At 62.8% G+C, this 21,091-nt stretch carries 22 protein-coding genes; 11 read left to right on the top strand and 11 right to left on the bottom strand.

Translation table 11 applies throughout. The features are described 5' to 3' along the window. Nucleotides 1-207: 207 nt before the first annotated feature. Nucleotides 208-1,818 (bottom strand): ABC transporter substrate-binding protein, encoded by a 1,611-nt coding sequence (locus tag NKJ00_RS10175; protein WP_352555953.1) that lies wholly within the window; start codon nt 1,816-1,818, stop codon nt 208-210. On the opposite strand from NKJ00_RS10175, the gene NKJ00_RS10170 reads away from it, so the two are divergent. Continuing rightward, entirely contained in the window at nt 1,817-2,131 is a 315-nt protein-coding gene (locus tag NKJ00_RS10170) for a hypothetical protein (RefSeq protein WP_352629592.1), read from the top strand. The two genes, NKJ00_RS10175 and NKJ00_RS10170, sit on opposite strands and share 2 nt — an antisense overlap. Nucleotides 2,132-2,192: 61 nt before the next feature. Then, nucleotides 2,193-3,383 (top strand): M24 family metallopeptidase, encoded by a 1,191-nt coding sequence (locus tag NKJ00_RS10165; RefSeq protein WP_352629590.1) that lies wholly within the window; start codon nt 2,193-2,195, stop codon nt 3,381-3,383. 197 nt (nt 3,384-3,580) lie between these two features. Here the strand turns inward: NKJ00_RS10165 and NKJ00_RS10160 are convergent, their stop codons facing one another. From NKJ00_RS10160 to NKJ00_RS10150, 3 genes are read right to left on the bottom strand one after another with little or no spacing between them, the layout of a single operon-like run. Further along, nucleotides 3,581-3,997, bottom strand: a complete 417-nt coding sequence (locus NKJ00_RS10160) for a cupin domain-containing protein (protein ID WP_352629588.1) — start codon at nt 3,995-3,997, stop codon at nt 3,581-3,583. Nucleotides 3,998-4,004: 7 nt separating this feature from the next. After that, on the bottom strand, nt 4,005-4,868 hold the full coding sequence (locus NKJ00_RS10155) for a phosphoenolpyruvate hydrolase family protein (RefSeq protein ID WP_352629586.1): 864 nt from the start codon (nt 4,866-4,868) through the stop codon (nt 4,005-4,007). Between the two features lie 12 nt (nt 4,869-4,880). Beyond that, the gene (locus tag NKJ00_RS10150; protein ID WP_128304529.1) at nt 4,881-6,077 is read right to left on the bottom strand and encodes a Tm-1-like ATP-binding domain-containing protein; all 1,197 of its coding nucleotides are present in this window, start codon (nt 6,075-6,077) and stop codon (nt 4,881-4,883) included. Nucleotides 6,078-6,188: 111 nt separating this feature from the next. Here NKJ00_RS10150 and NKJ00_RS10145 point away from each other — a divergent pair, with 111 nt between their 5' ends. The 7 genes from NKJ00_RS10145 to NKJ00_RS10115 all read left to right on the top strand — a co-directional run bounded on the left by NKJ00_RS10145 (nt 6,189) and on the right by NKJ00_RS10115 (nt 12,919). Continuing rightward, a complete protein-coding gene (locus tag NKJ00_RS10145) occupies nt 6,189-6,884 on the top strand; it encodes a TetR/AcrR family transcriptional regulator (RefSeq protein WP_352629584.1) in 696 nt (231 codons plus the stop codon). 360 nt (nt 6,885-7,244) lie between these two features. Continuing rightward, nucleotides 7,245-8,561 carry an ABC transporter substrate-binding protein gene (locus tag NKJ00_RS10140; protein WP_023812445.1) on the top strand — a complete coding sequence of 439 codons (1,317 nt, stop codon included), beginning with the start codon at nt 7,245-7,247 and terminating at the stop codon, nt 8,559-8,561. A 70-nt stretch (nt 8,562-8,631) separates the two neighbouring features. Further along, a complete protein-coding gene (locus NKJ00_RS10135; protein ID WP_023812446.1) occupies nt 8,632-9,537 on the top strand; it encodes a carbohydrate ABC transporter permease in 906 nt (301 codons plus the stop codon). A gap of 1 nt (nt 9,538) precedes the next feature. Continuing rightward, a complete protein-coding gene (locus tag NKJ00_RS10130; protein WP_292455374.1) occupies nt 9,539-10,498 on the top strand; it encodes a carbohydrate ABC transporter permease in 960 nt (319 codons plus the stop codon). After that, nucleotides 10,495-10,716: a hypothetical protein gene (locus NKJ00_RS10125; protein ID WP_127268335.1), complete on the top strand. Its 222-nt coding sequence runs from the start codon at nt 10,495-10,497 to the stop codon at nt 10,714-10,716. The genes NKJ00_RS10130 and NKJ00_RS10125 overlap by 4 nt, the downstream gene beginning before the upstream one ends. Next, complete coding sequence (locus tag NKJ00_RS10120) at nt 10,713-11,816, top strand: ABC transporter ATP-binding protein (RefSeq protein WP_023812449.1); 1,104 nt, start codon at nt 10,713-10,715, stop codon at nt 11,814-11,816. The genes NKJ00_RS10125 and NKJ00_RS10120 overlap by 4 nt, the downstream gene beginning before the upstream one ends. Continuing rightward, nucleotides 11,816-12,919 (top strand): ABC transporter ATP-binding protein, encoded by a 1,104-nt coding sequence (locus NKJ00_RS10115; RefSeq protein ID WP_128304526.1) that lies wholly within the window; start codon nt 11,816-11,818, stop codon nt 12,917-12,919. The genes NKJ00_RS10120 and NKJ00_RS10115 overlap by 1 nt, the downstream gene beginning before the upstream one ends. A gap of 13 nt (nt 12,920-12,932) precedes the next feature. On the opposite strand, the gene NKJ00_RS10110 is transcribed toward NKJ00_RS10115, so the two are convergent. The 3 genes from NKJ00_RS10110 to NKJ00_RS10100 all read right to left on the bottom strand — a co-directional run bounded on the left by NKJ00_RS10110 (nt 12,933) and on the right by NKJ00_RS10100 (nt 15,789). After that, nucleotides 12,933-13,364, bottom strand: coding sequence for a DUF4437 domain-containing protein (locus tag NKJ00_RS10110; protein ID WP_127293503.1), 432 nt, complete (start codon nt 13,362-13,364; stop codon nt 12,933-12,935). 171 nt (nt 13,365-13,535) lie between these two features. Next, the gene (locus NKJ00_RS10105) at nt 13,536-14,507 is read right to left on the bottom strand and encodes an AraC family transcriptional regulator (protein ID WP_352612888.1); all 972 of its coding nucleotides are present in this window, start codon (nt 14,505-14,507) and stop codon (nt 13,536-13,538) included. Between the two features lie 298 nt (nt 14,508-14,805). After that, nucleotides 14,806-15,789 carry an AraC family transcriptional regulator gene (locus tag NKJ00_RS10100; RefSeq protein WP_352629580.1) on the bottom strand — a complete coding sequence of 328 codons (984 nt, stop codon included), beginning with the start codon at nt 15,787-15,789 and terminating at the stop codon, nt 14,806-14,808. Between the two features lie 91 nt (nt 15,790-15,880). On the opposite strand from NKJ00_RS10100, the gene NKJ00_RS10095 reads away from it, so the two are divergent. Then, nucleotides 15,881-17,095 (top strand): MFS transporter, encoded by a 1,215-nt coding sequence (locus NKJ00_RS10095; RefSeq protein WP_352629578.1) that lies wholly within the window; start codon nt 15,881-15,883, stop codon nt 17,093-17,095. 96 nt (nt 17,096-17,191) lie between these two features. Here NKJ00_RS10095 and NKJ00_RS10090 read toward each other — a convergent pair whose 3' ends face one another. Continuing rightward, nucleotides 17,192-17,539 carry a GFA family protein gene (locus tag NKJ00_RS10090; protein WP_023812455.1) on the bottom strand — a complete coding sequence of 116 codons (348 nt, stop codon included), beginning with the start codon at nt 17,537-17,539 and terminating at the stop codon, nt 17,192-17,194. A 106-nt stretch (nt 17,540-17,645) separates the two neighbouring features. Here NKJ00_RS10090 and NKJ00_RS10085 point away from each other — a divergent pair, with 106 nt between their 5' ends. After that, nucleotides 17,646-18,941 (top strand): amidase, encoded by a 1,296-nt coding sequence (locus NKJ00_RS10085; RefSeq protein ID WP_352629576.1) that lies wholly within the window; start codon nt 17,646-17,648, stop codon nt 18,939-18,941. Nucleotides 18,942-18,959: 18 nt separating this feature from the next. Here the strand turns inward: NKJ00_RS10085 and NKJ00_RS10080 are convergent, their stop codons facing one another. The 3 genes from NKJ00_RS10080 to NKJ00_RS10070 are packed head-to-tail and all read right to left on the bottom strand — an operon-like array spanning nt 18,960 to nt 21,091. Then, nucleotides 18,960-19,346, bottom strand: coding sequence for a hypothetical protein (locus NKJ00_RS10080; protein WP_352629575.1), 387 nt, complete (start codon nt 19,344-19,346; stop codon nt 18,960-18,962). A gap of 42 nt (nt 19,347-19,388) precedes the next feature. Beyond that, entirely contained in the window at nt 19,389-20,369 is a 981-nt protein-coding gene (locus NKJ00_RS10075) for a hydroxyacid dehydrogenase (RefSeq protein ID WP_128304519.1), read from the bottom strand. A gap of 5 nt (nt 20,370-20,374) precedes the next feature. Next, nucleotides 20,375-21,091 carry a FadR/GntR family transcriptional regulator gene (locus NKJ00_RS10070; protein ID WP_023812459.1) on the bottom strand — a complete coding sequence of 239 codons (717 nt, stop codon included), beginning with the start codon at nt 21,089-21,091 and terminating at the stop codon, nt 20,375-20,377.

The following is a 21,091-nucleotide window of genomic DNA, read 5'->3' as shown; positions in this document are numbered from 1 at the left end:
CCTGCCGGACATCTCCCTCGCAAGGGGGGAGATTGGATGTCACCGACGGTTTCGCCAATTTCCGAGGTTGCATAATTGGCGGGGCGGACAAATAGCCGATCTCCCCCCTTGCGGGGGAGATGTCCGGTAGGACAGAGGGGGGTGTGAAGGAACTCGGCCTTCGGCCAAATTCCCCTTTTCTCGCAAACTCTCATCCGCGCAATTCTGTCACGATTCCAAATACGTGTCCGCCCAGTTCGACACCGCCCAGCGCGGGTTGTTGGCGATGTTGCCGACAGTGTCGCGCGCGACGCTGATAAAACTCCATTCGGCGACGTTGATCAGCGGCAGGTCGGTGGCCACCTCCTTCTGGAATTCCTTGTAGAGGTCGGTGCGGGCTGATGCGTCGAGCGTCTCCGATGCCTTGGCGATGAGCGCGTCGAGCGCGTCGTTCTTGTAGCCGCCCTGGTTGGAGAACGGCACGCCGTCCGGAATGCCGCTCTGCACCAGGATGGTGGTCGAGATCGCCGGGTCGCCGCGGAACACCGGCGGGCCGACCGCGAGGTCGAAGGCGTGGTCGGTGTAGACCGCCTTGATGTGCGCGGCCGAGTCGTTGTTGACCAGTTGGGCGTCGATGCCGATGGCGGCGAGCGCCTGGCGCAGATAGTCGCCGAACTGCTTGGTCTCGTTGAAATAGGGCGCAGGCAGCAGTTTTAGCGTGAAGCGCTTGCCGTCCGGACCTTTCTTGTAGCCGGCCTCGTCGAGCAGCGCGTTGGCCTTGGCGACGTCGAAGGCATAGGTCGGCACATCGGCGGTGTAGAATTGCGGATCGTTCTTCGGCACCGGACCGGTGGCCGTGGCGGCATAGCCGAGGAACACCGTCTTGATGACGAAATCCTTGTCGATGGCGTGCGCGATCGCCTGGCGTACTTTCAGGTCGGCCAGTTCCTTGCGGCGATGGTTGATCTCGACGACAAGCTGATAGGTCAGCCCTTCGTAACCCTTGGAGATCACCTTCAGGCCCGGCACTTTCGAGATGCGGTCGAGGTCGGCCAGCGGCACGGCGGAAAAGGCTGCGAGCTGGATCTCCTCGGCCTCCAGCGCGCTCGCCGCTGAAGTGCGATCCGGCAACACCTGATAGATGATCTCGTCGAGATAGGGCTCGTCCTTGCCCCAGTAATCCGTGTTCTTGGTCAGCCGGTAATATTGGCCGGCCTTGTACTCGCCGAATTTGAACGGCCCGGTACCGATCGGCGCGTTGTTGGCCGGGTTGTCCTCGATCTTGCCGACCTCGTAGATGTGCTTCGGCACCACGCTGCTCAGCGCCGGCAGCGCGTTGCGGATCAGCTGGAACGGCGTCGGCTTGGCGAATTTGAAGATGGCGGTGAGATCGTCGGGCGTGTCGACGCTGGCCAGATCCTTGAACACAGTGCGGCCGAGATTCTGCAGCGGCTTCCAGATCTGCAGCGCCGAAAAGGCGACGTCGGCCGAAGTGAACGGCTTGCCGTCATGCCATTTGACGCCGTCGCGCAGTTTGAACGTCGCCGAGAGCCCGTCGGCGGCACCTTCCCAGCTCAGCGCCAGCCGTGGTGCAAGCCCGTCCTTGCCGTCGAAGGAGGCTTCGGCCAGCGTTTCGACGATCTTGCTGGAGATGAAGAACACGCCGTTGGAGGCGACAATCGCCGGGTTGAGGTTGCGCGGTTCGGAATCGGCGGCAAGCACCAGCCGCCCGCCCTTCTTTGGCGTCTGCGCCCAGCCCGGTGCCGGCATTGCGGTGGAGGCCAGCAGCATTGCCGAACCGGCAAGCATCGTGCGTCTGGAAATCGTGAAACCTGACATGATCGAACTCCGTCCTCTCCGCGACCCGGTCGGGTGCGCCAATACCCCTCGGACGCCGGCAAGCCCGCCAGCATCCCTTGCCGCGGCAATTATGAGCTTTGCCGAGGGTTTCGCCAGAGACGGAATTGGCGCATCCTCGCTTGGCTTTGAAATTTTCGTCCGCTGGACCAGTTTGGAGGGCGTGGCTCAGTTCGATCAATCTGGTAAGACCAGATTGATCGAATATGCGACGGAAGACGACATGGTGACATCGAACGGTGCTGTTTTTCCTATTTCTGGCTGGACCAGAGTGGGCAAAATGGTGCAGATTTGACCGTAGCCAAGGGATCCGGACTGAGACAGTCAGCGATTGCAGGCAATTCAGGGAGAGAGAGATGAACATTGCTCCGGGCAATAATGCCGTCGGCAATATCCCGTTCGACCAGGCAAGGGTCGACCGGCTGATGGAGGAGGCCGGCATCGATGTGCTGCTCGCCACCTCCAAGCACAACACGCAATATCTGCTGGGCGGCTACAAGTTCATCTTCTTTGCCGCCATGGATGCGATCGGCCACAGCCGCTACCTGCCGATCGTCGTGTACGAAAAGGGCGGGCCGGATCATGCCGCCTATATCGGCAACCGCATGGAAGGCGGCGAACACCAGAATAACCCGTTCTGGACGCCGACGCTGCACGCCGCTTGCTGGGGCACGCTCGACGCCGCCAACCTCGCCGTCGAGCACCTGCAGAAGATCGGCATGGCCGGCGCCCGCATCGGCATCGAGCCTGGCTTCCTGCCGTCGGATGCCTATACGCTGATCCGCAAGGCGTTGCCGGACGCCAGACTGATCGATGCGACCGATATGCTGGAGCGCATGCGCGCCATCAAGACCGATGCGGAGCTGGAGAAGCTGCGCACGGCCTCCGAACTGATCACCGATTCCATGCTGGCGACCATTGCCTGGGCGCGCGAAGGCACGACCAAGGGCGAGATGATCGAACAACTGCGGCGCGAGGAAACCAATCGCGGCATTCATTTCGAATATTGCCTGCTGACGCTGGGCTCCAGCCACAACCGCGCCGCTTCACCGCAGGCGTGGAAAAAAGGCGAGGTGCTGTCAATCGATTCCGGCGGCAATTATCACGGCTATATCGGCGACCTCTGCCGCATGGGCATCCTCGGCGAACCGGATGCCGAACTTAGAGATTTGCTGGCCGAGGTCGAGACGGTGCAGCAGGCGGCCTTCTCCAAGGTCAAAGCGGGCACGCTGGGCGGCGACATGATTTCGCATGCCGAGGGCGTGCTGAAGGCTTCGAAGGTCGCGCCCTACACGGATTTCTTCGCCCATGGCATGGGCCTGATCACACATGAGGCGCCGTTCCTGATGACCAACCACCCGGTGACCTATGAAGGCACCTATGCGGCCAAGCCGCTGGAAAGGAACATGGTGCTGTCGGTGGAGACAACCATGCTCCACCCGACGCGTGGCTTCATCAAGCTGGAGGACACGCTGGCGGTCACCGAAACCGGCTATGTGATGTTCGGCGACCGTGGCAGGGGCTGGAACAGGGGTGGTGCGGCCTAGCTGGTACTGAAGGGCGCTGCCCCCTCACCCGGATTGCTATCCGAATTGCGAAGAGCAATTCGGGGCAATCCTCCTCTCCCCGAGGGGAGAGGAGGATTGCCGGCGATGATGCTCGTCTCTTCTCTCCTCGGGGAGAAGGTGGCCGCGAAGCGGCCGGATGAGCGGGCCTCCCAGCAAACGCGGGAACGGAGGAAAGATCACTGCCCCGCCGGAATCAGCCTGAAGTCCGGTAATTCCCGCAAAACCAGTTCGGGCCCTGCCGGCGAATAGACGACGAAAAGCTGCATCGGCCCGTCGCCGGTGTTCAGCGTCGAATGAAAGCGGCTTTCCGGCACATAGATGGTGCAGCCGGGGCCGACTTTTGCGACCACCGGATTGCCCTTTTCGTCCTCAACCATCTGCTCGCCATGACCGGAGATGACGAAGATGATTTCTTCCGCGCCCGGATGATTGTGGCGCGTGTGACCCTTGCCGGAAGGCAGGTCCACCACACCGCCGGAAAAGCGGGTTGCGCCATTCACTTCGGGCGCCACCGTCAGCGCCAATTTTCCCCAGTCGAAGCCGAAGGCGCTGACGTCCTTCGGGTAGACAAATACCTTGCTCGTGTCAGTCATCGTCTCATCATCCCTTCTTTTTCTTCGTGGTCTTGTCACCACCAAGTGTCACCGCCTTGAAATCGGCCGTCTGTTTGGCGATCGCGGCTTCCGCCGGCAGCCGTTCCATCGAACTTGCGCCATAGAAGCCGTGCAGGCCCTTGGCCTGGGAGAGAATATAGCGGGCGTCGTCGGGCATCGAAATCGGGCCGCCATGGCAAAGCAGGATGACATCCTTGCGCACCGAGCGCGCGGCATTGGCGATGGCGTCGATCTCCTGAACGCAGTCGTCGAGCGACTTGGCTGACGTGGCGCCGATCGAGCCGCCTGTCGTCACACCCATATGGGCGACGACGATGTCGGCGCCGGCTTTTGTCATGGCGCGGGCTTCGTCGGGGTTGAAGACATAGGGCGTGGTCAAGAGATCGAGCTTGTGCGCCGAGGCGATCATGTCGACCTCGAGGCCGAAGCCCATGCCGGTTTCCTCGAAGCTTTGCCGCATGGTTCCGTCGAACAGACCGATGGTGGGAAAGTTCTGCACGCCGGAAAAGCCCATGGTCTTCAACTCGGCCAACAGCAGCGGCATGATGACGAACGGGTCGGTGCCGTTGACGCCGGCAAGCACAGGCGTGTGTCTGACCACCGGCAGCACCTCATAGGCCATTTCCTTGACGATCTCGTTGGCATTGCCATAGGCGAGCAGGCCGGCGGCCGAGCCGCGCCCGGCCATGCGGTAGCGGCCGGAATTGTAGATGATGATGAGGTCGATGCCGCCGGCTTCCTCGGCTTTCGCCGACAGGCCGGTGCCGGCGCCGCCACCGACGATCGGCACGCCCTTGTCGATCATTCCCCTGAATTTCTTCAATATGTCCTTGCGCGGTATGGCGGGCATCTTTGAGATCTCTCACTGTCTGGCGATGTCGAGGAAGGCTGATGTTGCAGCCTTTGCGAATTCGGGATCGTTGATGTGCAGCGGCAGGCGCGTCACGCGGCGCTTGCTGTTGGGCTTGATGGTGCGCTCGATGGCATCGAACAGAACGGCGTCGGCTTCCGGGTCGAAGAAGGCGCCGCCTTCGATGTCGAGCGCCGAGACGCCTTTTTCCGGGATGAGAAAATGCACCGGCCCCCCGCAGCGGGCGAGCCTGGTGCCGATCCACTCGCCGATCGCACGGCATTCGTCCGCCGTGGTGCGCATCAGCGTGACATTGGGATTGTGTTCGTAGAACAGCCGATCGCGATAGTGCTCCGGGATGGTCGAAGGCGCCCAGAAGTTCACCATGTCGAGCGCGCCGACGGAGCCGACATAGGGCAGCCCCGTGCGAGCGATGGCGCCGAAACGATCGTCAGTCGCCGGCAGCACACCGCCGAATAGCAGGTCGCAGACTTCGGTCGTGGTGATGTCTACGACGCCGGACAGCAAGCCGCTGTCGGCCAGCTTTTCCATGCTGCGGCCGCCTGTGCCGGTGGCGTGGAAGACCATGCAGTCATATCCAGAACGGAGCTGGTCGGCGATGGCGGTCACGCAAGGTGTGGTGACGCCGAACATGGTGAGGCCGATCGACGGCCGGCCGTCTGGCGGCGGCGCCGGTCTGGCCGCCATGCCTGATATGGCTTGAGCCGCATTATGCAGCACGACACGGGAGAGCCGGTTCAGTCCGGCCATGTCTGTCACCGCCGGCATCATGATGATGTCGGAGACATCGACGTAGGGTGCGGTATCGCCGGAGGCGAGCGTCGAGACCATGATCTTGGGCAAGCCGAGCGGCAGGGCGCGCATGCCCGACGTGATGATCGATGTGCCGCCACCGCCGCCGATGCCGATCATGGCTGCGATGTCGTTGCGCGATTGGGCAAAGCGGGCGAAGGCGATGCCCATCGCGGCGACCGCGGCGCCACGATCATTGCCGCCGAGCACGGCGTCACGGCCGCCGGGATGATGGTCGGCGATTTCCCTCGCGCTGATATCGACAGGTATGGTTGCGCCGCGCGTTCCGACATCGACACGGCTAACGAGGGCGCCCGCAGCAGCGATCGCATCGGCCAGGAAGGCGAGTTCCTCGCCCTTGGTGTCCGCGGTACCCACCACATAGATACGCTTCATTGCGCTCCCCCAATCCTGGCAGGCGCGATGCCGCCTCCATCGCTCATTGCCCGGGCCGCTCGACGATGCGGACGCCATTGCAAATTTTTGAGACGCGCGTATCGTATTGGCATGAATGTCTCACGTCAACAATCCGCTGCGATCGACGACGCTGAACGGGCAACCGGTCCAGTGCCCGAACGTGGGCCGCGCGCGCGGACGAAACGGCTGATGCTGGAGACGGCAACAAGGCTGATGCAGGCGGGCGTCACACCTTCGGTCAGCGAGGTCGCCGAGGCCGCCGAGGTTTCCCGCGCTACCGCCTATCGTTACTTCCCGAGCCAGGCGGTGCTGGTGCAAGCGGTGGTCGACGAGGGGCTGGGGCCGATCCTCACCTGGCAATCGACCTCCGCCAATGCCGAGCGCCGGGTCGCCGATCTGTTCGATACGGCCATGCCGCGCATCGAGGCCTTCGAAGCCACGTTCAAGGCAGCACTGAAGCTGTCGCTCGATCAATGGGCGCGACGTCAGGCCGGCACGCTGGGCGGTGAGCCCGCCTTTACGCGCGGCCATCGCATCGACTTGCTGAAAGATGCGATCGCGCCGCTCAAGGGCCGTTTGCCGCCGCGCGACTTCAGGCGGCTGGCGCAGGCGCTGTCGCTGATCTTCGGCGTCGAGGTGCTGATCGTGCTCAAGGATATCTGGGGGCTGGACAGCCGCCGGACAAGGGCGGTCGCACAGTGGGCAGCCGGGGCGCTGGTGCGTGCGGCAGTCGCGGAATCGGTCGATGAAGGAGGCAGCCCCGATCCGAAGGCAGTCATGAAATAGAGCCTATCTGGTTCGACCAGATTGGCATGCACGCTACTGATCTTAGCCGTTGAGTGGGGTGTCGGACAATACCCAATCATATCACTGAGTAGGAAAATCTTGGTAAAACAGGCAGATAAAGCCGGAATCCGATGGCAATGACCACGTCAAGCTGTCAAGAAAGGGCTTGACGTGCATGCAAAATTGGTAATACCAGATTGGATCAGAAAAGCGGATCGAAAGTGAGGGCTGCGATCCATTTTCCGGCAGGGGCGAGGAGGCTCGAAACCGGGAAGGTGCGATCACGGGAGGAACTACCAGGGCCGGCCCCGTTGCCGGCTCGCACGATAAGGTAGAACGCGCACAAGGGAGGAAATCATTATGCGCAAGTTAGTGACCAGCGCACTTGCTGGTATCGGCTTAACGCTTGCCTGCGGAACGTCCGTTTACGCGCAGGACAAAGAACTCACCATATTCTGGGCGGAATGGGATCCGGCGAACTATTTGCAGGAACTCGTCAACCTCTACGAGGCCGAGACCGGCGTGAAGGTCACGGTCGAAACCACACCTTGGTCCGACTTCCAGACCAAGGCATTCACCGAGTTCAACGCCAAGGGCAGCGCCTACGACATGGTGGTCGGCGACTCGCAGTGGATCGGTGCCGCATCCGAGGCGGGCCACTATGTCGACCTTACCGACTTCTTCAACAAGCATAATTTGAAGGAGGTGATGGCGCCGGCGACTGTCAAGTACTACGCCGAATATCCGTCGGCCTCCGGCAAGTACTGGTCGATCCCGGCCGAGGGTGACGCAGTCGGCTGGTCCTACCGTAAGGACTGGTTCGAGGACCCCAAGGAAATGGAAGCGTTCAAGGCCAAGTATGGCTACGATCTCGGCGTGCCGAAGGATTTCAAGGCGCTGCGCGACATTGCCGAATTCTTCCACCGTCCCGACCAGAAGCGCTACGGCGTCGCCATCTACACCGACAATTCATATGATGCCCTGGTTATGGGCGTCGAGAACGCCATCTTCTCCTACGGCGGCGAACTTGGCGACTATGCCACTTACAAGGTCGACGGGATCATCAACTCCGATCAGAACGTCAAGGCGCTCGAGGTCTACAAGGAACTCTATTCCTTCACACCTCCTGGTTGGGCCAAGAGCTTCTTCATCGAGGACAACCAGGCGATCACCGAGAATCTGGCTGCGATGAGCATGAACTACTTCGCCTTCTTCCCGGCGCTCATCAACGAAGCCTCGAACCCGAATGCCAAGAACACAGGCTTCTTCGCCAACCCGGCCGGCCCGAACGGCGACCAGTTCGCCGCGCTCGGCGGCCAGGGCATCTCCGTCATCTCCTATTCCAACAACAAGGAAGAGGCGATGAAGTTCCTGGAATGGTTCATCAAAGACGAGACGCAGAAGAAGTGGGCGGAACTCGGCGGTTACACGGCAAGTGCCAAGGTGCTCGAGTCGCCTGAATTCCAGAACGCCACGCCTTACAACAAGGCTTTCTACGAAACCATGTTCAAGGTGAAGGACTTCTGGGCGACGCCGGAATATGCCGAGCTGCTCATCGCGATGAACCAACGCGTCTATCCGTACATCACCGGCAATCAGGGCACGGCCAAGGAAGTGCTCGATTCGCTCGCCGCGGACTGGAACGCGACGTTCAAGAAGTACAACCGCGTGAAGTAAGCGGTACTAACGCTCGGAAGGGGTGGGAGCCCACCCCTTCCGTTTTCTTTTCTCAAGGAAGGAACTGGCCTTGGCCACTGCAGTCATGACCACGCTGGATCCCAACTCGCGCTCCGCCACCCGCGGCATGAGCGATCTCACGATCCGAAATCTCTTCATCATTCCGACGATCGTTTTCCTGATCGTCTTCAACATCTTTCCACTGCTCTATTCGCTCGGCTATTCGTTCACCGACTTTCGCGCGTCGAGCCCGGCGGCGGCCAATTTCGTCGGACTGCAGAATTACCGCGAACTGCTCAACGACCCGTTCATCTGGTCGAATTTCGCCATCACCGCCAAATATGTCATCGTCTCCGTGGTCGGTCAGGTCATCGTCGGCTTTGGCGTGGCGTTGCTGCTCAACCGCGATATCCCGCTGAAGGGCCTGCTGACGACACTGCTGTTGTTGCCGATGATGCTGTCGATGGCCGTCGTCGGTCTGTTCTGGAAACTGCTCTATGATCCGTCATGGGGTGTCATCAACTATGCACTCGGCCTCGGCAATTTCGAGTGGCTGTCCAACCCTGACATGGCGCTCTACGCGGTTGCCATCACCGACATCTGGATGTGGTCGCCCTTCGTCATGCTGCTGTCGCTTGCCGGCCTGTCGGCAGTGCCGAAGCACCTCTACGAGGCGGCGGCGATCGACCGCGCCGGCTCGTTCTATACCTTCTTTCGCATTACGCTGCCGCTGGTCGCGCCGATTCTGATGATCGCGATCATCTTCCGCACCATGGAGGCGTTCAAGACCTTCGATCTCGCCTACATCCTGACGAGCCAGCCAACCACCGAGGTGATCTCGATCCGGCTCTACAAGATGGCGTTCCAGGAATGGCAGACCGGGCGCTCCTGCGCGCTTGCCTACATCGTGCTGATCATGGTGCTGGCTATCACCAACATCTACGTCAAATACCTCAACAAGGTGAAGGAGCGCTGAGATGGCCGCCGTCCGCACTTCTTCCGAAATCGGCTTCAATCGCGTCGCCATCGTCGCTGTGCTGCTGGTGACGATCATCTTCCTGGCGCCGATCTACTGGATCGCCTCGACGGCGTTCAAGCCGCGCAACCTCGCCACCACGATCCCGCCGACGGTGGTGTTCCAGCCGGAGATATCGCCCTTCGTCAAGCTGTTCACCAAGCGCTCGCAACTGCGCAGCGCGCCGACGCCGGAAGAGTATGCGGCAGCGCCCTGGTGGGAGCGCGTCGTCTTCGACGGCGGTGAAAAGATCGTGCGCGACGGCAAGGGCCAGGTTCAATGGTCCGGCTATCCGAGTCGCTTCATGAACTCGCTGATCATCGCCATCACCTCCACGGTGCTGGCGGTCGGCATGGGCACCTTCACCGCCTATGGCTTTTCGCGCTTCAAGGTGAAGGGGGAGGCTGACCTGCTCTTCTTCATCCTGTCGACACGCATGCTCCCGCCGGTGGTGGTGGCGATCCCGATGTTCCTGATGTACCGGGCGGTCGGCCTCAACGACACGCATGTGGGCCTGATCATCCTCTACACCGCCTTCAACCTGTCCTTCTCGGTGTGGCTGATGAAGGGTTTCATGGATGAGATACCGAAAGAGTATGAAGAGGCGGCCCTGGTCGACGGTTACACGCGCATGGAGGCCTTCTTCAAGATCGTGCTGCCCGAGGCGGCCACCGGCATCGCCGCCACCGCGGTGTTCTGCTTCATCACCGCGTGGAACGAATATGCCTTCGCACTGATCATGACCAACCGCCGCGCCCAGACCGCACCGCCCTTCATCCCGAGCCAGGTCGGCTCGGGCCTGCCGGACTGGACGGTGATCGCCGCCGGAACCTTTCTGTTCCTGCTGCCGGTCGCGATCTTCACGTTCCTGCTCCGCAACCATCTGCTGCGCGGCATGTCCTTCGGAGCGATTCGCAAATGAGCTTTCGTGCCATCAACCAGAAATATCTGGAGCCCGGTTCGCAGGTGCTGATGGTGCTCGGCATCATAGCACTCTGCCAGCCCTGGAACCTGTTGTTGCACACATATGGCCTGACCATCATCCTGATCGGACTTGTCGGCTTCAACGTAACCTCCAAGATCGCGCCTGAGGAAAAGGCCGGCACCGGCCAGGTGCGCAATCCGGGAGCACAGCATTGACCCAGATCGAGCTTCGCGGCGTCCAGAAATTCTTCGGCGCCGTCCAGGTCATCAAGGACCTGAACCTCAAGATCGCCGACAACGAGTTCATCGTTCTGCTCGGCCAGTCGGGCTGCGGCAAGACGACGACGCTGCGGGCCATCGCCGGGCTGGAAACGATCGACGAGGGCGACATCTTCATCGACGGCAAGCCGGTACAGCATTTGAAGGCCGCCGACCGCGACATCGCCATGGTGTTCCAGTCGTTCTCGCTCTATCCGCATATGAGCGTCTACGAGAACATCGCCTTCCCCTTGCGTGCCACGCGCAAGAGCAAGACGGAGATCGACAGCGAGGTTCGCTCCGTGGCCAAGACGCTGCAGATCACCGATCTGCTGGACAAGAAGCCGTCGGCCCTCTCGGGTGGCGACATGCAGCGCGTCGCCATCGGCCGGGCGCTGGTGCGGCGGCCGAAGGCCATGCTGATGGACGAGCCGATCGGCGCGCTCGACGCCAAGCTGCGCGAGGAGATGCGCGCGGAAATCAAGCGGCTGCACATCAAGCAGGGCTCGACCACCATCTATGTCACGCACGACCAGATCGAGGCCATGAGCCTGGCCGACCGCATCGTCATCATGCACGCAGGCGTCTTGCAGCAGGTCGGCACGCCGGACGAGGTCTATTCGCAGCCGGCAAATCTGTTCGTGGCGCAATTCGTCGGCAGCCCGGTGATGAATGTCACCGATGCCGCAGTCGCCGAGACCGGATCCGCGGTCTCGGTAACGGTCGGCGGCGCGGCTTCCGGCTTCGAATTTCCGCAGGCATTGCTGTCGAAGCTCAACGGCCATGCCGGGCGGCAGCTCGCGCTGGGCATCCGCCCGGAGGGCGTGCTCATTCGGCGCGAGGCAACCGAGGGCTTCGTGCCTGTCGACACGCATATCGTCGAGCCGCTCGGCTCCTTCGACATCGTCGATCTCAAGGTGGGAACCGAGTTGCTGCGGGCCCGCACCAAGAGCGGCTTCGTTGCCGGACCCGGTGAAAGGGTCTTCGCCAGGATCGACCCGACCCAGGCGCACTTCTTCGACAAGGCAAGCGGCAAGTCGCTTGAGGTGAGACTCTGATGGCCCATATCCAGCTCAAGAACATCTCGAAGACCTTCGGCAACCACACTGCGCTCACCGGGCTCGATCTCGATATTGCCGATGGCGAGTTCTTCGTGCTGCTGGGCGAGACGGGCGCCGGCAAGACGACGACGCTGCGGCTTATCGCCGGCCTGGAAAAGCCGAGCGAAGGCCAGGTCTTCATCGACGGCGTCGACGTCGCCGACTGGGGTGCGGCCGAGCGTGACGTGGCGCTGGTGCTGCAGCAATACTCGCTTTATCCGCGCTACACGGTGCGCGAAAATCTAGAATTCCCGCTCAAGCCGAAAATCCGCCGGCTGCCCGACGCCGAGATCAAGGATCGCGTCGACCGTGCCGCCCGTACGCTGCGGATCGAGCATCTGCTCGACCGCAAGACGGATCGGCTGTCCGGCGGCGAGATGCAGCGCGTCTCGATCGGCCGCGCCATCGTGCGCAAGCCGCGTGTGTTCCTGATGGACGAGCCGCTGTCGGCGCTCGACGCAAAGCTGCGCGAGGCGCTGCGGACTGAACTGAAGAACCTGCAGATGCAGCTCGGCGCCACCTTCCTGTTCGTCACCCACGACCAGATCGAGGCGATGTCGATGGGCGACAAGGTGGGCGTGCTCAACCATGGCCGCATCGTCCAGACCGGTACGCCGCACGAGATCTACAACAACCCGCGCGACACCTATGTGGCAAGCTTCGTCGGCTCGCCGCCGATGAACCTCATCGACGGCAAGCTTGTGAACGGCCGCGCGGTGATGGCTCCGTTGAACTTCGAACTGCCTTTTTCGCAGGGCGCCAAGACTTTTGGGGGGCTAAAGGCGGGTGCGGCGACCGACGGTCGCCCGCTCGTCTTCGGCATTCGTCCCGAGGACGTCTATCTCGAGAGCGGCGCGCCGGTCGAGGCGCGCGTCCACGACGTCGAGAACCACGGCGTCGAAAAGATCCTGACGCTGCGCGTCGGCGACGCGACGCTGCGTGCCACCGTGCCGGCCAGGACCGACGTCGCCATCGAGCAGGCGGTGCGCTTTGCCTGGAACCCCGACAAGGTGGTGCTGTTCGACAAGGGCAGCGGCGTCAGCTTGCGACACGCCTCATAGGCTGCATCCCAGCCTATTTCTGGAAGTAGGTTTCGTAGGGCGTGTCGTTGATCAGCAGGATCACGCATTCCGTGTCGGAGACGCAGGCGTCGTCATGCATCTCATCGGCCTTCTGGGTCCAATAGGATCCAGGAGGCAGTTCGACCTTGGTCGCCTCGCCGCCATCCATCTGCCAGTGCGCCCACAGCCCCTTTATGACCACCGCGCGATAATCCGCGGTGTGCGCATGGACCGGTGCACGCCAGTTGCCGGGAACCTTCAGCAACGTGCCTGCCGGGCCCTTGGCCCGCTCGCCCCACAATGGGCCAAGACGATGCGGCTGGTCGGGTACTTCCGCCACATAGGGGATCTTGTCGGCCGGCAGGTAGCTGTCCTCGAGGGCAAAGGCGCGCCCGGGAACCGCAAGCATGACGGCGAGTGCGATGACCTTCGGATGATTTGGCATTGGTTCTCCTCTTCGGACCGACTGGCCGCCGGCCTCTCGCTGCTTGGTTCTGGCAAGCTATTGCATGCGGGTGGCCCGGCAATGGCATTGCGTCCGGAAGGCTTGGCAATTCATCCAGACCCGGCAATTCATCCAGACCCGGCAATCCGCGGCCGCGGATCCGGGATCGCCTCAGCGGTTTCCGGAGGTACCGTCGACAGTGCGCAGGTGGCTGGGCGCGATGCCTATGATGCGCTTGAACGCCCGGCTGAACGACGCTTCGGAATCGTAACCCAGTCTGGCGGCGACCACTGATACCCGCATCCGATCGTCGATCAGCCATTGCCGCGCCTGGTGCATGCGTATGCGGGCGACATATCTCGCCGGTGTTTCGCCGACGATGGCCGTGAAGCGTTCGGCGAAGGCCGATCGCGAGGCGCCCATTTCGCGCGCGAGCGCTTCGACGGTCCAGTTCCTGTCGGGTTGCAGATGAATGGCGGCAAGTACGCGGCCGATGTCGCGATCCTTGATCGCCGCGATCCAGCCTCTGGTGTCGCCGCCACTGTTTTCTACCCAGGAACGGATGATGCTTGCAGCCAGCACGTCGGCCAGTCGCGCCAGCATGCCGCCAGAGCCGGCCCGGTTCATGGTGATTTCGGCGGCCATGGCTTCCAGCAGATGCGGAATACCTGGCTCGCCAGCCATCAATTCCTTGGCGCGCATCATGTCCGGCATCATGCCCAGCAAGGGGTGCGACCCGTCCAGGTTGAAGTGCATGCTGCCGCAAAACAGCAAGGTTTTCGGGCCGTGGCCGCCGTTGGAGACATTGAAGACATTGTCCTGCAAAGGCTCGACAGTGTAGCTTTCGATCGGCACGGCCGGAATGCCAGGCGCGCTGGCAACGACATGCTCGGCACCGCGCGGCAAGAGCAATGCATCGCCGGGTGTCAGCTCAATCCATTCCCCGGCTGGCGAAAACAGCCAACATTGGCGGCGGCCGATAAAGTGAAACCTTGCTGCCTTCTGGGCAGGAAACAACACGGCCCATGGGTCTGAAAGTTCGCAGCGGCCATAGTCGACGCCATCAAGCCGCAATCCGCGCAAGATGTCGGTTAGCGGACCGTCCGAGGCCGGGAAGGCAGTCTTGGGCGAGGTGAAAACCATGCTGATTTCTCTAGCCTGGAATCACCAGTCCGTCACGGCCTCCATGCGTCAGCTCAGGGGCAACAAACTCGGGCCAACGGGTTCCTCCGCCGGGGCGTCGGCTGACGTAGCATCAAACGCAAAACCCACCTGTGCGGCGGGTCACTGGCGCAAATCAGCACCATGGGCAAAAATGTAGCATAGCTGAGGTCACCGAGTCAAGAAAAAATTCCTATCGCGAAAAGCTGCCGGCAAAAAAACTGCCGGGACCGCCGAACTGGGTGCTGCCTTTGTCAAGCTGAGTTCGGAACCCTGTGCGTCAGCTGGCCTGGCGGATATCGGCCTGTTCCTCGGCCCGGAGATGGCTGGGCGCCGAGCCGATGACGCGCTTGAAGGCGCGGCTGAAGGCGGCGTCCGATTCATAGCCGAGACGCGCCGCAACGACGGAGATCTTAATCCGGTCGCGGACCAGCCATTGCCGTGCCTGATGCATTCTGACCTGGGTGACATATTTTGCCGGGGTTTCGCCGACGATGGTGGCGAAGCGATCGGCAAATCCCGATCGCGAGGCGCCCATCATCCTGGCCAGCGACTCGACCGTCCAGTCATGGTTTGGCTCGAGATGGATGGCGGCCAGCACGCGGCCGATTTCCGGGTCCCTGACGGCGGCGATCCAGCCGGAGGCGTCGCCGCAGCCGCGCTCGACCCATGAGCGGATGACGGTGGCGGCCAGTACGTCGGCCAGCCGCGCCAGGATGCCGCCGGAGCCGACGCGCTCCATCGTCACCTCACGCTCCATCGATTCCAGCAGATGCGGAATGCCGGGCTCATAGGCTTCCAACTCATGCGTGCGCATCACATCCGGCATCATGCCGAGCAGGGGATGCAGGCCATCGAGATTGAAGTACATGCTGCCGCAAAACAACAGGGTTCCCGGCCGGCAGCATTCCGACATGCCTTCGTTCGACGTGCAGTAGACGTCCTTGCAGACCTCCTCGACTTCGTAGCCGTGGATCGGCCAGGCCTGGGCGCCGGGCTCGCTGGCCAGCACGTGCGCCGCACCGCGCGGCAGCAGCACCGCGTCGCCTGCCTTGAGTTCCACCCATTCGCCGGATGGCTGCTTCAGCCAGCAGCCTTTGCGGCCGATGAAATGAAACCGCGCCGCTGGCTGGGCTGGAAAATGAATGCCCCAGGGTTCCTTCAGTTCGAAGCGGCCGTATTCGACGCCATCGAGGCGCAGGCCGCGCAAAATGTCGGTGAGCGGGTCGCCAGTGATCGGAATTTTGGACGAATGGTCAAGCATGATGGGGTTTCTAGCATGGAAACTCCAAGCGGTCACTCCCATGTTGCGTTGCAGCCAAATGCTGCGCTGCAAAACAACTCGGAGACTGACCATGGCCGAACAGGCGACAGGCGTCATCGACGCCACACTTTTGAACCCTGCGGACTCCGACGAACGAACCGAGCCGGCCTGGGGCGCCGTTGTTTCGCTGGCACTTGGTGTTTTTGGCCTCGTCACCGCTGAATTTCTCCCCGCCAGCCTGCTGACGCCGATGGCGCGCGATCTCGGCGTCAGCGAAGGCGTGGCCGGACAGGCGGTGACGGCAACCGCGATCGTCGGAGCCATTGCCGCACCCACCATGGCCATCATCACCAGGCGTATGGATCGCAGGCTGGTGATGTGGATGCTGACCGTATTCCTGATCCTGTCCAATCTTCTGGCCACCTTTGCCTCATCGCTGCCCGTGCTTCTGCTTGCCCGTGTCGTGCTCGGCGTAGCACTTGGCGGCTTCTGGGCGATGTCGGCAGCGATGGCGCTGCGGCTGGTGCCGATGCGATTGATGCCGCGCGCCATGTCGATCATCCTGACCGGCGTCTCGCTGGCGACCGTCTGCGCGGCGCCGGTCGGCGCTTACGTTGGTGACATCTGGGGCTGGCGCACGGCATTCATGATTGCGACCGTCGTCGCCGCCCTGGCGCTGCTGGTGCAGCTGGCCACCATTCCGAAATTGCCCCCCGTGGGTGTTGCAAGCTTCCGCACCTTGCTCGACGTGCTGAAGCGTCCGTCGATCAGGGTGGCGCTGCTGGTCGTGCTGCTGGTCGCTTCTGGACACTTTGCCGGCTTCACCTATGTCCGTCCCTTCCTCGAGAAGGTCCCCCTGCTCGACATCGAGACGATCTCGCTGGTGCTGCTGGCCTATGGCATTGGCGGTTTATTCGGCAATGTCGCCGGCGGTATCCTGGCCGAGCGCAGCCTCAAGGCAGCCGTTGCGCTGGCGCCGTTGCTGATCGCACTGGCCGCCGCCTCGATGCTGGGTTTCGGGGCTTCGCCGACGATCGCCGCTGCCGCCGTCGCGGTCTGGGGCTTTGCTTTCGGCGCGGTGCCGGTCGGGCTGCAGAGCTGGCTGGTGCGGGCAGCGCCCGATCAGGCAGAAAGCGCCGGCGGACTGATGGTGGCGACGTTCCAGGTGGCGATCGCGCTCGGCGCCGTCTTCGGCGGCCTGCTGGTCGACCATGCCGGCGTGGCCAGTGCCTTCGCCTATTGCGGCGCGGCGACACTGCTGGCGGCCATCGTGGTGTTCCTGCGCGGCCCGAAGCGCGCCGAGTAGCCTGGACGCGATCAGGCTTCCCTGACACTGCGCGTCGGCCTGAGAACTGTCACGGTTCTCGGGCCGCTGCCGTTGTGATGGCAGGGGCGAACAAACTCAGGCCGACCGCCCGTCGAAATCGAAAACCGACAGGGTCGAGGGGTCGAGATCGGCCACGCAGTTGATGTTGATGTAGGCACTGCGTTCGCTGCCTTCGCGGACATCCTCCGCAAAGGGATGGATGCCGCAGGCCCGGCAGAACCGGTGCGCGATGGCATGATTGCCGAATGTGTAGGTGCCGAGATCGTCGCCCCAGGCCAGGACCTGCAAGGTCCCGTGCGGGATGGCACACAACAGGGCGCCCTTGCGCGAGCAGATCGAGCAATTGCACCGCAAGGCGCCCGTCAGTTCGGCCTTGAATTCGAAGGCGACCTTGCCGCAGTGGCAGCTGCCTTTGTAGAGCATCGGATTTTCCTCACAATAGACAGGGTGCAAAACCGCCTGCGCCGGGTTAAGTCTCGGCAAGCCATGCCCCAAGGACGTTCAAGGCGTTCGGAGTCCGACACCGAAAATGCAATCCGTTCGTGATCATCTGGAAACCATTCTCGCGCGCCTCGCCGCCCGTGCCGGCGAAGAGGGCGTGTTCACGAAGCTCTATGCCGAAGCCGCACGGGCCGCGGCTGATGCCAGCGATGCCCGCAAGCGGGCAAGTGTGACGCTAGGGCCGCTCGACGGCACCATCGTCTCGATCAAGGACCTGTTCGATGTCGCCGGCGAGCCAACCACGGCTGGCTCGCTGATGCTTAGGACCGCAGCACCTCCGCTGCGCGATGCCGTGATCGTCAGCCGGCTGCGGCAAGCCGGCGCGGTCATTATCGGCAAGACCAACATGACCGAATTCGCCTTCACCGCGATCGGCGACAACCAGCACTATGGCACGCCCGGCAATGCCGTGGACACCAGCCGCATTCCGGGCGGTTCTTCCTCAGGCGCCGGCGTCTCGGTCGGTGAGGCGACGAGCGAAATATCGATCGGTTCCGACACCGGCGGTTCGATACGCATTCCGGCTTCACTCAACGGTGTCGTCGGCTTCAAGCCGACTGCGCGGCGCGTGCCTCTTGCCGGCGCGTTCCCGCTGTCCGCCACGCTGGACTCGATCGGTCCGCTTGCCCGAACCGTCGCCCAATGTGCCGCCGCCGACGCCGTGATGGCCGGTGAAGTGCCGACCGCGCTGACGCCGATTGCCCTTGCAGGGCTTCGCGTCGGCATTCCACGCGGCGTTCTTTTCGAAGAGACGGAAGACGAGGTGGCGACCGCGTTCGACCGCTGCCTTGGCAAGATCGAACAGACGGGCGCGCGGATCGCCGACCTGTCGATCGACGATCTGCTTGCCGATATGCGGGCTGCCACCAAGCGGGGTTCGATCGCTGCGATGGAAGGGGCCGAAGTGCATGCCGACTGGCTGGCGACAGGGGCTTCGGTGCTGGTCGACCCGCATGTCAGCGGACCTTTGTCGCGGGCGGCAATGCTGCCGACGCCTGTCTACATCAGGGCAATGCGCCGCCGCACAGCGCTCGTCGCCGCCATGGACGAGCGGCTGGCATCGGTCGATGTGCTGGCTCTGCCGACCACGCCGGTGACGGCGCCGACCATCGTTTCGATGTCTGACGATGCCGAGTTGCGCGACCGCACCGAAGGCCTGCTGCTGCGCAACACGCAGGTCGCCAACCAGTTCGATCTCTGCGCAATCTCGCTGCCGATGCCGGGCACGGCGCTGCCCGCCGGATTGATGCTGGTGGCGCGCAACGGGCACGACCGGCGCCTGCTGCGGATTGCTGCTGAAATAGAACAGCTGCTTGGCGCGTGACCAGGGCTGACCTGCCTATCAGCGCGACGAACAGTGCTTGCGTTCGCTGTCCTTGGCGGTCCGCACAATACGGGTCGCGACCAGCCAGGGGAGATTGTGCTCCTTGCCGGTGATCGTCTGGGTGCGGTGCTCGATCGAGCCTCTGACGACGATCTTGCCGGCATAAAGCGCGTCGGAAAGATCGGTTATCGCCTTGTCGGCCTGCGGCAATCCGCTGGGGTCGATCGACACGCCCTTGATGATCGTGCCGGTGCCAAGGTCGAGCGCGCTGTTCGATGGGCAGGGCGCCATGAAGCAGCGCAGCCCGTTGTCGCAATAGACATAACTGCTTTCGGCCGCGAATGACGGCATGGCGCAGAGCGAACACACGACGGCTACCAGGGATGCGAGGCGTGGATCGGACATGGCTCTCAACGTCGCGGAGAATTGGGGCGAAACCGCGATGTGTTACAGGCTCTCCGGAAACCGCCGCCGGTAGTGATCGACCACTTCCGGATTGCGCAGATTGACCGGCAGCTTGTTGGCCAGCACCAGCAAGGCTTCACCCGCCGCGCCGACGCCCATGCGCATCATCGATTCTTCGGTGATCCCGGCCATGTGCGGCGTGATGATGACAGTGTCGAAGCCGAAATAGGGATGATTCGACGGCAGCGGCTGCGTCGCAAACACGTCGAGCGCGGCGCCGCCGATACGGCGTTTCTGCAACGCCTCGATCAGCGCGTCGTCGTCGATGACCGGTCCGCGCGACACGTTGATCAGCAGCGCATTGGGCTTCATTCGGGCGATCCGCTCACGGTTGATCAGGCCGCGCGTTTCCGGCGTCAGCGGGCAGCAGAGCACGATGATGTCGCTCTGCTCGACCAGCGCGTCGATCGACAGGAAGCCGACCTTGTCCGGCGCCGGCTGCATGCTGCGCGTCGTTGCCACCACCTTCAAGTCGAAGCCGTGCGCGGCGATATGGCCGACCGCCTGGCCGACGGCACCGAGGCCGACGATGCCGATCGTCTTGCCGGCAAGCTCGATGTTGGAATTGGCGTGCTCGCGGCCGGCGAGCCAGCCTTTGGTGCGCAGGTCGCGGTCGACGGCGCGGAAATTGCGCAGCAAAGCAAGCGCCGCAAACATGACGTGCTCGGCAACCGAGCGGGCATTGACCGCCGGCACGTTCGCCACCAGCACGCCGGCGACGGTCGCTGCTTCCATGGGGATCATGTCGAGCCCGGCGCCATGGCGGATTGCCGCCTTCAGCAGCTTTGCGCCGTCGAAAAGCTGTGGTGGCAGCGGCGCGCGCACGATGACGATCTCGGCATTTTTAGCCTCGGCGGCCAGCGTGGCCGGATCGATGGCGGAGGCGACGACGAGTTCGCCGGCGCCTGAGAGCATGGCCGAGGCGCGCGGGTGCAGGGCGTGGGTCGTGAGGATACGGGCCATGTCGATCAGGCTCTTTCGAGCGCCGGGCTTTGCGGCTCCTCGCCATGGCCCTCGATCAGGCCTTTCCAGTAGCTCTCAGCCCCTTGAAGATGGGCGCTCATCAGCGCCTGGGCGAGATTGCCGTCGCGGCGCAGCAGCGCCTCATAGATCTGGATATGCTCGGCATGCGAGCGCAGGTTGCGCTCGGGGTCGTTGAAATAGATCGGCAGGCGCTGCTCGCCCATCATGTAGTAGACGCTGCAGACATTGTGGAAGACGCTGTTCTTGGTGGCGCGCACGATTTCGAGGTGGAATTCGCGGTCTTCCCTGGCAAGCCCTTCGCCGGCGGCGATGCGCTCTTCCGAAGCCTTCAGGATTTCGCGCAGCCGCTCGAAATTCTCCTCGGTGGCGCGCGAACAGGCAAGTTCGGCCGCCTTGATCTCGTGGATCTTGCGCAGTTCGACCGTCTCGTAGATCTGGATCGGGTCGAGCGGCAGGCCTGCGCGGGCAAAAAGCGCCATGGCCTCCACACTGGCCTGCTTGGTGTCGATGTAGATACCGGACTTGGCTCGACGCTCGACGATGCGCATGGCCTCCAGGATGGCCAGCGCCTCGCGGATCTGACCGCGGCTGACGGCGAAATGCTCCGCCAGTTCGCGTTCCGAAGGCGTTCGGCCGCTCTCCTTGTCCGAATGGGAGAACAGGTAGGCAGCGAGTTCTGCGAGGAGGTTCTTTTCTTTCAT

The organism is Mesorhizobium sp. M0227 (assembly GCF_040321855.1).
Lineage (GTDB): Bacteria > Pseudomonadota > Alphaproteobacteria > Rhizobiales > Rhizobiaceae > Mesorhizobium.
The sequence above is the reverse complement of the archived record's forward strand: the minus strand, read 5'-3'. Positions and strand labels throughout refer to the sequence as shown.